A 229-nucleotide genomic window follows, 5' to 3' on the forward strand; every position below is an offset into this window, starting at 1 on the left:
AATTCTGGATTCAACCACATGTTTTTATAAACCTGAATCCAATTTTCTTTTGGTTCAAAAGCCAAATATTTAGAATCGTAAACAATGTTTTTATTGACAAACATAATATCAAACGGCTCAACATATTGCTTTGATTTCTGATTGCTCAGCAAAGGCGAATTATCTGGCGTAGAAAGCAACGCCTGATAAAAAGTAATACTTGGCGTTAATCCAGAAGTATGCGTTAGCA

Annotated in this window: 1 pseudogene; it reads right to left on the bottom strand. The window is 33.6% G+C overall.

Annotated features, from left to right (window positions below):
- A pseudogene (locus ACWA1B_RS23815) lies at positions 1-229 on the bottom strand (serine hydrolase domain-containing protein); the annotation flags it as partial.

The sequence above is a fragment of the Flavobacterium xizangense genome, assembly GCF_054075145.1.